The sequence below is a fragment of the Nocardioides sp. CCNWLW216 genome (genome assembly GCF_037120545.1).
GTDB lineage: Bacteria > Actinomycetota > Actinomycetes > Propionibacteriales > Nocardioidaceae > Nocardioides > Nocardioides lianchengensis.
In genome coordinates this window covers 51,327-63,364 of record NZ_JBBBBJ010000009.1, presented here as the reverse complement: position 1 = coordinate 63,364, position 12,038 = coordinate 51,327, and the positions used below count along the sequence as shown (strand labels likewise).

At 73.7% G+C, this 12,038-nt stretch carries 11 protein-coding genes; 6 read left to right on the top strand and 5 right to left on the bottom strand.

All coding sequences use genetic code 11. The features are described 5' to 3' along the window. Positions 1-5: 5 nt before the first annotated feature. A complete protein-coding gene (locus V7S47_RS18890) occupies positions 6-1,310 on the bottom strand; it encodes an ABC transporter substrate-binding protein (RefSeq protein ID WP_336563028.1) in 1,305 nt (434 codons plus the stop codon). Between the two features lie 79 nt (positions 1,311-1,389). Between V7S47_RS18890 and V7S47_RS18885 the strand changes: the two genes are divergently transcribed. The 4 genes from V7S47_RS18885 (at position 1,390) to V7S47_RS18870 (ending at position 4,244) form a co-directional block, all read left to right on the top strand. After that, a complete protein-coding gene (locus V7S47_RS18885; protein ID WP_336563027.1) occupies positions 1,390-2,163 on the top strand; it encodes a FadR/GntR family transcriptional regulator in 774 nt (257 codons plus the stop codon). Positions 2,164-2,415: 252 nt separating this feature from the next. After that, complete coding sequence (locus V7S47_RS18880; RefSeq protein ID WP_336563026.1) at positions 2,416-2,727, top strand: GIY-YIG nuclease family protein; 312 nt, start codon at positions 2,416-2,418, stop codon at positions 2,725-2,727. Positions 2,728-3,156: 429 nt separating this feature from the next. Next, positions 3,157-3,912, top strand: a complete 756-nt coding sequence (locus tag V7S47_RS18875; protein WP_336563025.1) for a FadR/GntR family transcriptional regulator — start codon at positions 3,157-3,159, stop codon at positions 3,910-3,912. After that, positions 3,909-4,244, top strand: a complete 336-nt coding sequence (locus V7S47_RS18870; protein ID WP_336563024.1) for an L-rhamnose mutarotase — start codon at positions 3,909-3,911, stop codon at positions 4,242-4,244. The genes V7S47_RS18875 and V7S47_RS18870 overlap by 4 nt, the downstream gene beginning before the upstream one ends. Before the next feature lie 53 nt (positions 4,245-4,297). Here V7S47_RS18870 and V7S47_RS18865 read toward each other — a convergent pair whose 3' ends face one another. Beyond that, entirely contained in the window at positions 4,298-4,597 is a 300-nt protein-coding gene (locus V7S47_RS18865) for an STAS domain-containing protein (protein ID WP_090857049.1), read from the bottom strand. A gap of 50 nt (positions 4,598-4,647) precedes the next feature. Between V7S47_RS18865 and V7S47_RS18860 the strand changes: the two genes are divergently transcribed. Then, entirely contained in the window at positions 4,648-8,502 is a 3,855-nt protein-coding gene (locus V7S47_RS18860) for a Pls/PosA family non-ribosomal peptide synthetase (RefSeq protein ID WP_336563023.1), read from the top strand. Then, positions 8,499-9,818: a M1 family metallopeptidase gene (locus V7S47_RS18855; RefSeq protein ID WP_336563022.1), complete on the top strand. Its 1,320-nt coding sequence runs from the start codon at positions 8,499-8,501 to the stop codon at positions 9,816-9,818. Before V7S47_RS18860 ends, V7S47_RS18855 begins: the two co-directional genes overlap by 4 nt. On the opposite strand, the gene V7S47_RS18850 is transcribed toward V7S47_RS18855, so the two are convergent. Genes V7S47_RS18850 through V7S47_RS18840 form a run of 3 tightly spaced genes read right to left on the bottom strand, consistent with a single transcriptional unit; the run spans position 9,766 to position 12,025 of the window. Further along, positions 9,766-10,194: a 4'-phosphopantetheinyl transferase family protein gene (locus V7S47_RS18850; RefSeq protein ID WP_336563021.1), complete on the bottom strand. Its 429-nt coding sequence runs from the start codon at positions 10,192-10,194 to the stop codon at positions 9,766-9,768. The two genes, V7S47_RS18855 and V7S47_RS18850, sit on opposite strands and share 53 nt — an antisense overlap. Then, positions 10,191-11,288, bottom strand: coding sequence for a copper resistance CopC family protein (locus tag V7S47_RS18845; protein ID WP_336563020.1), 1,098 nt, complete (start codon positions 11,286-11,288; stop codon positions 10,191-10,193). Before V7S47_RS18845 ends, V7S47_RS18850 begins: the two co-directional genes overlap by 4 nt. Beyond that, a complete protein-coding gene (locus tag V7S47_RS18840) occupies positions 11,285-12,025 on the bottom strand; it encodes a YcnI family protein (protein WP_336563019.1) in 741 nt (246 codons plus the stop codon). The genes V7S47_RS18845 and V7S47_RS18840 overlap by 4 nt, the downstream gene beginning before the upstream one ends. Positions 12,026-12,038: the final 13 nt, after the last annotated feature.

The window sequence follows — 12,038 nt, the reverse complement described above, 5'->3', positions numbered from 1 at the left end:
GTCGGTCACTTGTCCGACGCCGCCAGCTGCGCGAGCGCGTCGTCCACGGTGACCTTGCCGTCGATCAGCTGCTGCGAGAGCCGGTGCAGCAGGTCGAGGGTGTCGGCCGAGAGCACGGTGTGCAGGTTCGGCTTGGACTCGGGCAGCCAGGACACGATGTCCGCGACGACCGGGATGCCGGAGTCGGAGGTGTCGATCGTGGTGTCCGAGGCGATCGCGCCGGCGTCGGCGTAGAACGCGGTCAGCGCGTCGGTGCTGGAGAGGCTGTCGACCAGGTCGTAGGCCAGCTCCTTGTCGGCGGTCCACTCGGTCACGCCGTACCCGATGCCGCCCTCGGCGGGCATCAAGGACTGGCCGCCCTCGTTGACGATCGGGCCCGGGTAGACACCGAGGTCGTCGCCGAGGAACTCGTCGAAGCTCTTCCAGTGCGCCACGTCGGAGATCAGGCCGACCACGTTGCCGGACTCGCCGCCCTGGAACTTGGTGAACTCGTCCATGAACATCGCGGTCGAGTTCACGCCGTCGTTGAACCAGCCGTCCTCGTTCTGCTGGACCCACATCTCGAAGAGCTGCTTGACCTCGGGCGAGGACCAGTCGCGGTCGCCGGCCAGCCACGCGTCGTACTGCTCGGGGGTGAAGACGCCCGGGCCGAAGGTCGACAGGTGGAACTCCATGCCGATGCCCTCCTTGTTGCCCAGGGAGAAGCAGTCCTTGTCGATCTTGGCGATCGCCTCGCAGACGTCGGTGAGCTCGTCGTACGTCGTCGGCGGGGCCTCGGGGTCGAGACCGGCCTCCTCGTAGATCTTCTTGTTGTAGTAGAAGGGCTCGCCCTGCAGCGTGATCGGGACGGCGTAGGTCTGGTCGGCGTCCTGGAACGCCTCCCAGCCGGCCAGCCGCTCCTCGTTGTCGCCGAGGTAGTCGTCGAGCGGCACCAGGGCGTCCACGCGGTCGCGCAGCTGCGCGCCGCCGTTGAACAGCACGACGTCCGGGCCGGAGCCCGACTCGATCGCGGTCCCGAGAAGCGTGTAGTAGTTGTCGAACGGCTGGGCGACGAACTCGACCTCGACGTCCGGGTGCTTCTTCTCGAAGTCCTTCTTCGCCGCGTCGACGTAGGCCTTCGCGGTCGGGTCGCCGGACTTCCAGTCCCAGACGACGAGCTTGCCGCTCTCGCCGCCTCCCTCGCTGCCGCCGCCGTCATCCGACGCCGCGCCGCACGCGGCGAGGGTCAGCACCAGGGGCGCGATGGCCACGGCGGCGAGCCGCGTGGAGAACCGACGGGACCGGGTCCCGTTGGGGAGTGCTGCGGGCATGGAGGCGCTCCTGATTTCGCTGGATCTTGTGGATGCTGTGACTGCTGCCACAACCCCGCCGTGCGCTATCATCGAACGTATGATGTCTGACGTCAAGCGTTTGGGAGAGATCGGGGTCACACCGGTCCAGGCCACTCCCCGACGCCCCCGCGAGCGGCTGGCGCAGGGCGTCGTCTCCAGCCTGATCGACACCGTGGTCTCCGGCGCGGTCGGGGTCGGCGAGGCACTGCCGCCCGAGCCGCTGCTGGCCGAGTCGTTCGGCGTCAGCCGCAGCACCGTCCGCGAGGCGGTCAAGCTGCTGGAGGCCAAGGGGCTGGTCGAGGTCCGCCAGGGGCTCGGCACCGTCGTACGGCCCGAGGACGACTGGAACCTCCTCGAGCCCGACGTGCTGGCGGCCGCCTGCCGCCACGAGCAGGGGCTGGCCGTCCTCGACGAGCTGGTCCGGGTCCGCGCCTCGCTCGAGTCCATGCTGGCGATCCAGGCCGCGACCCGGGCGAGCGACGCCGACCTGGCCGAGATCGCCGACCTGCACGCGCGGATGGAGCGCGAGATCGCCACGCCGTACGCCTTCATCGAGACCGACGTGCTCTTCCACGACCGGATCATGCGCGCCGCCGGCAGCCGACTGGCCAGCTCGATCGTCCGGACCGTCCACGACGAGGCGCGCACCAGCGCGCTCTACGCCGGCCACCCGACTCCCGAGGGCTGCCGGACCAGCAACGGCGAGCACGCCGAGATCCTCGCCCGCCTGCTCGCCCGCGACCCGGCCGGCGCCGCCGCCGCGATCGGCGAGCACATCACCCGCGCCTGGGACCGCCGCCGCCCCGCCGCGAGCCCCTCGCCGGCCGATTAGCCCGCACCCTCTCGCTGGTCGAGTAGCCCCGCGAGGAACGGGCGGGGCGTATCGAGACCACCACCAAGGGTCTCGATACGTTCGCTGGCGCTCACTACTCGACCAACGAGCAGAGGCCCCGCCAACCCTCACCCCACCCTGTCGCTGGTCGAGTAGCCCCGCGAGGAACGAGCGGGGCGTATCGAGACCACCGTCCACAGGTAGCGATCGTGGCCGTTGCTCCGCCGCGCGATGCGCCCGAGCATCCACGCCATGGCCTACACCTACATGCTGCTCTGCTCCGACGGCTCGTTCTACGTCGGCAGCACCCGCGACCTGGAGCACCGTCTCTACGAGCACCAGATCGGCGAGGGTGCGGCGTACACCCGCCGTCGCCTCCCGGTGCAGCTCGTCTGGCACGAGGAGCACGAGAACGTCGGGGCGGCGTTTCACCGCGAGAAGCAGGTCCAGAACTGGAGTCGCGTGAAGCGATTCGCCTTGATCAGACAGGACTACGCCGGCCTGCCGGCGTTGGCGAAGAAGGACTTCAGCCCGCGGCGGGACCGCTCGGACGAGACCGGATGAGCTCGCGCCGGGTCTCGATACGCTCGCTGGCGCTCGCTACTCGACCAACGAGCAGCCCTCACCTTCGCTGGTCGAGTAGCCCCGCGAGGAACGAGCGGGGCGTATCGAGACCGCGCCACCGCGGGTCTCGATACACTCGCTGGCGCTCCCTACTCGACCAACGAGCAGCCCTCACCTTCGCTGGTCGAGTAGCCCCGCGAGGAACGAGCGGGGCGTATCGAGACCACACCACCGCGGGTCTCGATACGCTCGCTGGCGCTCGCTACTCGACCAACGAGCAGGGCCGTCAGGGCAGCGCATCGACCAACGAACGAGGCCCGGCGACCAGCGGGCCGACTGGCGGGTGGCGACCCGCCGGCAGCCGAGCGCAGTGAGCGTACGTCATACGTTTGAGGTACGTCACGAGATTCGTTGCCCTATGCTCCCGCCATGCCCAGCGACGTACGACCCGGCTTCCCGTTCGCCGAGAAGCGTGACCCGTCGCCCATGCTCGGCGTCGCGGTCGTCGACGCCCTCGTCGACGCGATCGTCTCCGGGGCGGTGCAGCCGGGTGACCTGCTCCCGCCCGAGGGGCCCCTCAGCGACCAGTTCGGCGTCAGCCGCACGGTGATCCGCGAGTCGGTGAAGCGGATCGAGGAGAAGGGGCTGGTCACCATCGCCCGCGGGCGCGGCACCTCGGTGCGCCCGACGAGCTCCTGGAACATCCTCGACCAGGTCGTGCTGACCTCCTTGATCAAGCACGACGACTCCCTCGGCGTGCTCGACGAGCTCAGCGTCGTCCGCGCCCAGCTGGAGTCGGTGATGGCGGCCGACACCGCCCAGCAGCGCTCCGACGTCCAGCTCAAGGAGCTCGAGGAGCACCTGCAGCGGATGCGCGAGGCGCTGCACGACGAGGCCGTGTTCCGGGCCGCCGACATCGCCTTCCACGAGACGGTGATGTCGTCCTCGGGCAACCGGCTGGCCGAGAGCATCGCGCGCATCCTCTTCGACCGCGCGCTCGAGAGCACGAGGTACCACGGCGTCGATCCGAGCGACAACTTCCAGGTCACGCTCGACGAGCACGAGGCGATCTTCGCCGCCATCGCCGCCCGCGAGGCCGCGCAGGCGCAGGCGAGCATGAACCGGCACATCCTCGACGCGTGGCAGCGCCGCCGGCTGCCGACCCAGAAGGCGCGGGGCCTGTGACCGAGCGGCACGGCCTGGTCGTCGACCTCGTCCCCGAGAAGCGCGAGGAGTACCTCCGCCTGCACGCCGCCGTCTGGCCGCAGGTCGAGCAGACGCTCCGTGACTGCCACGTCACGAACTACTCGATCTTCGCGATCGACGACACCCTCTTCGCCTACTACGAGTACGTCGGCACCGACCACGCAGCCGACATGGCCCGGATCGCCGAGGACCCGGTCACCCGCGAGTGGTGGACCCACACCGACCCGTGCCAGACCCCGTTCAACCCTGGACGCGACCCCGCCGCCACCGGCTGGCGCGAGGCCACCGAGGTCTGGCACCTCCACCCCTGAGACCCACTCTCGCCTGGAGAAGAGATCGCCGAGGCGGCGGCACCATCCACAGGTCAGATGGCCTCGTGGGGGATGGCGAGGACCTGGAGGACGCGGTGGGCGATGGAGCCGTCGAGGGCCTCGAGGGTGAGGCTGCGGCCCATCGCCTCGCTGCCACGGATGGCGCCGACCAGGACGGACACCGCCTGCGAGCAGAGGTACGACGCGTCGCTGAGGTCGACCACCAGCGCGGGAACACCGCCGTGGGTCTCGAGGGCGCTGCGCAGGGCCGGGACGCCCAGCTCGTCGAGGTCGCCCTCGACGCGTAGCCGGCCGGGGCCGTCGGACTCGATCCGGCAGGACGGGAGGGGCACCCCGACACGGTAACCACCTACCGTTCATCTCGATGCGGCAGCGTGTCCCCGTGCCCGACGCCCACGACCCGACCGCCGCGCTCCTGCGCGGCGACCAGGCCCCGCCCGCCCGCACCCTCGTCGAGGTCTTCCGCGCCACGGTCGACCAGGCGGCCGACGAGCCGGCGGTCGACGCCGGCACCGGCGCGCTGACCTACGCCGAGCTCGCCGAGGCGGCCGACGAGCTGGCCGCCGAGCTCAACGCGCTCGGGGTCGGCCGCGGCGACAAGGTCGGCGTCCGGGTCGGCTCCGGCACCACCGATCTGTACGTCGCGATCCTCGGCGTCCTGCTCGCGGGGGCGGCGTACGTGCCCGTCGACGCCGACGACCCCGACGAGCGGGCCCGGCTGGTCTTCGGCGAGGCCGACGTCGCCGCGGTGGTCGGCAACGACCTGGCCGTCGCCGTACGACGTCCGGGGCCGCCGCGCGAGGCCGAGGACCCGGGCCTCGACGACGACGCGTGGGTGATCTTCACGTCCGGCTCGACCGGCACGCCCAAGGGCGTCGCGGTCAGCCACCGCAGCGCCGGCGCGTTCGTGGACGCGGAGTCGCGGATGTTCCTGCAGGCCGAGCCGCTCGGCGTGGGCGACCGGGTGATGGCCGGCCTGTCGGTCGCGTTCGACGCCAGCTGCGAGGAGATGTGGCTCGCCTGGCGGTACGGCGGCTGCCTGGTCCCGGCGCCGCGCGCCCTGGTGCGCAGCGGCATCGACGTCGGTCCGTGGCTGGTGGCCAACCGGGTCACCGTGGTGTCGACCGTGCCGACCCTGGTCGCGCTGTGGCCGGCCGAGGCGCTGGCGCGGGTGCGGCTGCTGATCATGGGCGGCGAGGCCTGCCCGCCCGAGCTGGCCGCCCGGCTCGTCGCGCCGGGTCGCGAGGTCTGGAACACCTACGGCCCGACCGAGGCGACGGTCGTCGCGTGCGGCGCGCAGCTGACCGGTGCCGGTCCGGTGCCGATCGGCCTGCCGCTGGACGGCTGGGACCTGGCCGTCGTCGACGCCGCGGGTCAGCACGTCGCGCCGGGCGAGACCGGCGAGCTGATCATCGGCGGCGTCGGCCTGGCCCGCTACCTCGACCCCGCCAAGGACGCCGAGAAGTACGCGCCGATGCCCACGCTGGGCTGGGACCGCGCCTACCGCTCGGGCGACCTGGTCACCTTCGAGCCCGCGGGGCTGCTGTTCGGCGGCCGCGCCGACGACCAGGTCAAGCTGGGCGGACGGCGCATCGAGCTGGGCGAGATCGACAGCGCGCTGCTCCAGCTGCCGGGCGTGCACGGGGCCGCGGCCGCCGTACGACGCAGCGCCGCGGGCAACCAGCTGCTGGTCGGCTACGTCGCGACCGAGGCGACCTTCGACCAGACCCGGGCGCTGGAGATCCTGCGCCGCGACCTGCCCGCGGCGCTGGTGCCGCGGCTGGCCGTCGTCGACACCCTGCCGACCCGCACCTCCGGCAAGGTCGACCGGGACGCCCTGCCCTGGCCGCTGCCCACCCGGACCGACCCCGAGGCGGCCGGCCTCGACGGCACCGCCGCCTGGGTCGCCGAGCTCTGGCTCGACGTGCTGGGCGCGAGCGTCCGCGGCCGCGACGACGACTTCTTCGACCTGGGCGGCGGCAGCCTGACCGCGGCCCAGATGGTCTCCCGGCTGCGGACCCGCTACCCCGAGGTCGCGGTCGGCGACATCTACGAGCAGCCGACGGTCGGGGCGCTGGCGACGTACCTCGACGGGATGGCCGAGGCAGGGCCGACCAGCGACCGCACGGTGCCGGTCGTGCCGGTGAAGACGCAGGCCGGCCAGGTGGTCGCGCTGCTGGGGCTGCGGGCGCTGGCCGGACCGCGCTGGCTGACCTGGGCCGCGTTGGCCTGCCAGGTCCTGGTCTGGCTCGGGCTCGACTGGCTGCCGACCCCGCACCCCGTGCTGCTCGTCCTGGCCGTGCTGCTCTTCGTGGCCCCGCCGGGCCGGATGCTGCTCGCCGCGGCCGGCGCCCGGCTGCTGCTCCGCGGCGTCGAGCCCGGCGAGCACCCGCGCGGTGGCAAGGTCCACCTGCGGCTGTGGCTCGCCACCCGGGTCGCCGACGAGCTCGGGGCCACCTCGCTGGCGGGGGCGCCGTACATGACCTGGTACGCGCGGATGCTCGGCGCCGACATCGGCCCGCACGTCGACCTGCACAGTCTGCCGCCGGTCACCGGGTTCCTGACCCTCGGCAAGGGCAGCTCGGTCGAGCCCGAGGTCGACCTCAGCGGGTCGTGGGTCGACGGCGACGTGCTCCACCTCGGCGCGGTGCGGATCGGCGCGCGGGCCCGGGTCGGCGCGCGCTCGATGCTGGTCCCCGGCGCCGACGTCGGAGCCGGCGCGGAGGTCGCCCCCGGCTCGGCCGTCTTCGGCACCGTCCCCGACGGCGAGTTCTGGTCCGGCTCCCCCGCCACCCGGCTGGCCACCGACGCGCGCGGCCCCTGGGACGCCCGGCCCTCGAACCACCGCGCCTGGGTGGTCGCCTACGCCGCCGTCGCCCTGCTCCTGTCCGGCCTGCCGGTCGCCGCGGTGGCCGCCGGCCTCGCCGTACCGCTGCTGGCGGCCGACCCGCAGGGGTACGACGACGTCCTCGGCCTGGCCGGCTGGCTGCCGGTCTCGACCGTGGTCGGCCTGCTGGTGCTGGCCGGCCTGGTCTGGACGGTGGTCCGGGTGGCCGCCCTCGCGGTCCGCACCGGCGTGCACCCGGTCCGCAGCGCGCCCGCGCTCGCGGTGTGGACGACGGTCCGGGTCCTCGACGAGGCCCGCACCTGGCTCTTCCCGCTCTACTCCTCCCAACTCACCCCGACCTGGCTGCGCGCCCTGGGCGCCCGGATCGGCAAGGACGTCGAGGCCTCGACGGTGCTGATGATCCCGTCGCTGACCCAGGTCGGCGGGCAGGCGTTCCTGGCCGACGACACCCTGATCGGCGGCTACGAGCTGGGCGGCGGCTGGCTGCGCGTCGAGCGGGTCAAGATCGGCAAGCGGGCCTTCGTCGGCAACTCCGGCATGGCGGCGCCGGGCCGCAAGGTGCCGAAGGCGTCGCTGGTGGCCGTGCTCTCGGCGGCACCTCGTCGTACCAAGGCGCGCTCGGGCGAGTCCTGGCTCGGCAGCCCGCCCGCCCCGCTGCGGCGGGTCAGCCAGGACACCGACGCCGGGCGGACCTACCAGCCGCCGGCGTCGCTGAAGGCGCTGCGCGGGGCGGTCGAGCTCTGCCGCCTAGTGCCGGTGGTGGCCGCGGTCGCGCTGACCGGCCTGGCGGCGCTGACCCTGGTCGCCCTGGCCGACCGGACCCATCCCCTGGTCGCGCTGCTGCTGGCCGGACCGGTGCTGAGCGCCGGCGGCCTGCTCGCGGCGGCGGTCACGGTGGCCGCGAAGTGGCTGCTGATCGGGCGCGTCCGCGCCGGGGAGCACCCGCTGTGGAGCTCGTTCGTGTGGCGCAACGAGCTGGCCGACACCTTCGTCGAGGTGCTGGCTGCGCCGTGGTTCGCCCGGGCCGTCGCCGGCACCCCGCTGCTCAACGTGTGGTTCCGCGCGATGGGCGCGCGGATCGGCCGCGGCGTGTGGTGCGAGACCTACTGGCTCCCCGAGACCGACCTCGTCGACCTCGGCGACGGGGCCACCGTCAACCAGGGCAGCGTCGTGCAGACCCACCTCTTCCACGACCGGGTGCTCAGCCTCGACGCGGTCACCCTCCGCCGCGGCGCGACCCTCGGCCCGAACAGCGTGATCCTGCCCGCGGCCACGCTGGGCCGCCACGCTACGGTCGGCCCTGTGTCACTGGTGATGAGGGGCGAGTCGGTGCCCGACAAGACGACCTGGATCGGCAACCCGATCGGGCCGTGGGTGGCGGGCTCGTGAGGGGGTCCGACCTCCCCACCGCCGACCCCTACCTCCCCGGGCACGGCGACCCCTCCTGGAGCGCCACCCGCTACGACCTCGCGCTCACCTACGAGGCCGACGGCAACCGGCTGCGCGGCGAGGCGACCATCGCCGCGGTCGCGGTCGAGGACCTGGCGCGGGTCGTGCTCGACCTGGCCCACCTCGACGTCGAGAAGGTCCTCGTCGACGGCCGCCCGCCCGCCAAGTACGCCGCCCGCAGCAACCGCCTGGTGCTCACCCTGAAGGCACCGATCAGCGCCGGCTCGACGTTCACCCTGGCCGTGAAGTACGCCGGCAAGCCCAAGCCGCTCGTCGAGAAGCACCACGGCGACGCCGGCTGGGAGGAGCTGACCGACGGCGTGATCGTGGCCGGCCAGCCGCACGGCGCGCCGACCTGGTTCCCGTGCAACGACCGGCCGGACGACAAGGCGCCGTACCGGCTCTCGATCACGACCCACCCCGACTACACCGTGGTCGCCAACGGCCGGCTCGCGAGCAGCGCCCGGCGGGGCGCGACCCGCACCTGGGTCTACGAGCAGGACGAGCCGATGGCGACCTACCTGGCCACCGTCCAGCTCGGCCGGTACGACGTCCGCGAGCTCGACGCCTCGGTGCCGATGACCGCCGCCGTGCCGGAGGGGACCACCGAGGGCTTCGACGCCGGCTTCGGGCGGCAGCCCGAGATGCTCGAGGTGTTCACCGAGCTGTTCGGCCCCTACCCGTTCGCGTCGTACGCCGTGGTCGTCACCGACGACGACCTGGAGATCCCGCTGGAGTCGCAGGGACTGTCGACCTTCGGCCGGAACTTCCTCAGCGACGACTGGGGCGCCGTGCGCCTGGTCGCCCACGAGCTCGCGCACCAGTGGTTCGGCAACGCGGTGACGCTGCGCGAGTGGCGTGACATCTGGCTGCACGAGGGCTTCGCCTGCTACGCGGAGTGGCTGTGGTCGGAGCGGTCCGGCGGCGAGCCCGCCGACGACCACGCCCGGCGCCACCACGAGCGGCTGGCCGGCCTCGACCAGGACCTGGTGCTGGCCGATCCCGGCCCGGAGCTGATGTTCGACGACCGGGTCTACAAGCGCGGCGCGCTCACCCTGCACGCGATCCGGCTGAGCGTCGGCGACGACGCGTTCTTCGACCTGCTGCGCGGCTGGGTCGCCGACCACGCCGGCGGCTCGGTGACGACCGCCGACTTCGTCGCGTACGCCGAGCAGCGCACCGGTGCCGCGCTCGCCGCGCTGTTCATGGCCTGGCTGGACCGGCCTGAGCTGCCGGACCTGCCAGCCGCCAGCTGACCCCGGTCCCGACCACCGTGCCGACATAGCCGCGGGGGACGTCGATCGGCCGGCTCGGCAGGTCGGGCAGCGTGACGTCCGGCCAGCCGCGGACCCCCTCGCCGGTCGCCTTCAGCAGCGCCTCGACGCGGGTCCACTCCTGACGGTCCGCGCCCTGCTCGATGTCGAGCTCCACGTCGATCCCCACCGGCCCGTCGTACGACCAGGCGACGGCGACCAGGTCGCCGGCGTACGAGATCGACACGTGGGCGTCGCTGCCCAGCGCCACCGGGCGACCGTGCTCGCCGCTGCCGCACGCCGGGCAGAGCCGGACGACCCGCCGCGCGCCGGTGGCGGCGCGCAGCAGGTCGTCGGCGCTACGACGGAGCCCGCTCACCCCTCGATGGTGAAGGGCAGGTCAACCACCGGGTTGTCGAACTCCGTGATCCGGACGCTGATCTCGAGCGTCCACTCCCCCGCGGTCGGGAGCGTGGCGGTGCCGGTCCAGGCGCCCGGGCCGGCCTCCTCGAGCACGATCGGCCCGATGTCCAGGTCGGCGGAGCGGAACCGGACGGCCGGGACGGCGACCGGGGCCACCGGCTCGCCGGCCTCGTCCACGACCGACAGCTCGAGCGTGGTCGACCCGCCGTCGGCGCGGTCCACCACCGCGGTGACGGTGCCGGCGCCGAGCCCGCCCATCAGCTCCTGGGGACCGGCCGCGGGCGCGGCGCCCGCGGGCGCGACCGTCGTCGGCCCGGGTACGACGACCAGCCCGGTCCCGGCCGCGACCAGCACGACCGCACCGAGCGCCAGCGTCGCCCGCCGCCCGGCAGAGACGACCCCTGCCAGGCCGGCCAGGGTGCCGACCAGCAGCAGCCCCCGCCACGACAGCGCCCCGTCGAGCCAGCTCGCCGACTCGCGCAGCCCGCCGCCGGTCTGCAGCGGCAGCCACAGGACGGCGGCCGCCACCGCGACGGTCCAGCCGCCGCGGACCAGGACCGGTCGGCGCAGCAGCAGGCCGGCGACGGCCACCGCCGCCCCGAGCAGGCCGAGCACCGCGGCCGCGGTCGCGTCCGGGCCGGCGTCGGTCCCGGACGCGCTGCCCGTCGTACCGGTGGAGCCCGCGGAGGGGGCGCCGACCGAGAAGGACAGCGCGCCGGAGACAACGTGGCCGTCGGCCGACTCCAGCTCCCAGCTGACCACGACCGTGCCCTCACCGAGGTCGTCCTGCGGGTCGATCGTCACGACGCTGTCGCTGGAGCGGGCGTCGACGTCGAGCTCGGTGCCGTCGGCGGCGAAGATCCTGGCCCGCTCGAGGCGGACCGGCTCGTTGAAGGTCAGCGTGACGGTGTCCGGCGCGGACGCCACCACGCTCCCGTCGGCCGGGTCACTCTCGATCAGCTGGGCGTGGGCGGCGGCCGGCGAGGTGCCGGCCGCCGCCACGAGGAGCCCGACGACGAGGGCGAGGACCAGCCGCAGGAGGCGGGTCACGCCTTCCGGCGGCTGGTGACCAGCGCGGTCACACCGGCCGCCAGACCGAGCAGGCCGGCGACCAGGCCGGCGATGCCGAGGGCGTTGCCACCGTCGTCGTCGGCGTCCGCCTCGGTGGTGGTCGACGCGACCGGCTCGGTCTCGGCGCCCTCCGCGTCCTCCTCGTGGGTGGCGGTGTCGGCGGCGCCGTGGGCCCCGCCCTCCGCGGCCTCGGTGATCGTCACGCTCGGCGCCGGGTGCTCCGGCTCCTCGGCGCCCTCGGCGGCGACCTCGGTCCAGGCGGTCTCGCCCTGCTCGCAGGTCTGGATGGTCGGGAAGGCCAGCGTCTCGCCCGGGGTCTCGGGGAGCTGCAGCGACAGGTCGAAGGCCGCCCGGTAGCCGTCGGCCAGCGGCTCGTCGGCGGTGTAGACGACCTGGGCGACCCGCTCCGTCACCTCGTTGCCGTGCGAGTCGGTGATCGGCTCGGCGAGCTTCTCCATCACCTTCTCGACCTGCCAGCCCGCGACCCGGGTCGGGGTGATGGCATTGAGCTGCTCCGGGACCTGGATCGCCAGCTTCGTGGTCGGCGAGCCGTCGCAGCCGTGGCCGAAGGCGGCGGTCAGGACGGTGTAGGACCCGGCGGCGGTGCCCCCGGTCGGGGTGATGGTGACGTGCGCGGCGGCGGGGCCGGCGACGCCCAGGGCGAGGGCGACGGCGGCGGCGGGCGCGCCGAGGCGCGCGAGGGTGCGGACGGACATGGTGGTGCTCCTG

Coding starts and splice junctions, on each gene's coding strand:
- V7S47_RS18890 (WP_336563028.1), bottom strand. CDS start 1,310: ATGCCCGCAGCACTCCCCAACGGGACCCGGTCCCGTCGGTTCTCCACG.
- V7S47_RS18885 (WP_336563027.1), top strand. CDS start 1,390: ATGATGTCTGACGTCAAGCGTTTGGGAGAGATCGGGGTCACACCGGTC.
- V7S47_RS18880 (WP_336563026.1), top strand. CDS start 2,416: ATGGCCTACACCTACATGCTGCTCTGCTCCGACGGCTCGTTCTACGTC.
- V7S47_RS18875 (WP_336563025.1), top strand. CDS start 3,157: ATGCCCAGCGACGTACGACCCGGCTTCCCGTTCGCCGAGAAGCGTGAC.
- V7S47_RS18840 (WP_336563019.1), bottom strand. CDS start 12,025: ATGTCCGTCCGCACCCTCGCGCGCCTCGGCGCGCCCGCCGCCGCCGTC.